Below are 1,055 nucleotides of genomic sequence, written 5' to 3' on the forward strand. Positions count from 1 at the left end.
CCGCTCACCACCCTGCGCACCATCGCCGTCATAGCCGCACTCCCCCTCCTGCTCACCGCCTGCGGCTACGGCTCCAAGTCCACCGACGACGACAAGCAGGCCGCGCCCGCGGCAGGCGCCAAGAAGCTCTCCGCCGACGAGGTCAAGATCGGCTACTTCCCCAACCTCACGCACGCCACCGCTCTCGTGGGCGTTCAGGAGGGCCTCATCCAGAAGGAGCTCGGCGGCACCACGATCAAGCCGTCGACCTTCAACGCCGGACCGTCCGAGATCGAGGCGCTGAACGCCGGGTCCATCGACATCGGCTGGATCGGCCCGTCCCCGGCGATCAACGGCTACACCAAGTCCGAGGGCAAGAACCTGCGCATCATCGGCGGTTCGGCCTCCGGCGGCGTGAAGTTCGTCGTCAATCCGAAGAAGATCAAGTCCCTGAAGGACGTCAAGGGCAAGAAGATCGCCACCCCGCAGCTGGGCAACACGCAGGACGTGGCGTTCCTCAACTGGATCGCGGACCAGGGCTGGAAGGTCGACGCGCAGAGCGGCAAGGGCGACGTCTCCGTCGTCCGCACCGACAACAAGGTCACCCCGGACGCCTACAAGTCCGGCTCGATCGACGGCGCCTGGGTGCCCGAGCCGACCGCGTCCAAGCTGGTCGCCGAGGGCGGCAAGGTGCTGCTCGACGAGTCGACGCTGTGGCCGGACAAGAAGTTCGTGATCACCAACATCATCGTGTCGCAGAAGTTCCTGAAGGAGCATCCGGACATCGTCGAGGCCGTGCTGCGCGGCTCGGTGCGGACCAATGAGTGGATCAACGCCAACCCGGAGAAGGCGAAGACGGCCGCCAACGCGGCACTGAAGACGCTCTCGGGCAAGGCACTGCCCGCCGACGTCATCGACCCGGCGTGGAAGTCCGTCACCTTCCTCGACGACCCGCTGGCCTCGACCCTCCACACCGAGGCGGAGCACGCGGAGAAGGCCGGCCTGCTCGACAAGCCCGACCTGAAGGGCATCTACGACCTCACGCCGCTCAACAAGGTCCTCAAGGCCGAGACCGG

The 1,055-nt window shown here is 66.5% G+C and carries 1 protein-coding gene; it reads left to right on the plus strand.

The annotated features are described in order from the left end of the window. The coding region (locus IPZ69_RS46730) for an ABC transporter substrate-binding protein (protein WP_235461017.1) at window positions 1-1,055 on the plus strand (1,055 nt) is incomplete at both ends.

The organism is Streptomyces olivochromogenes (assembly GCF_021538895.1).
GTDB classification, from domain to species: Bacteria; Actinomycetota; Actinomycetes; order Streptomycetales; family Streptomycetaceae; genus Streptomyces; species Streptomyces olivochromogenes_A.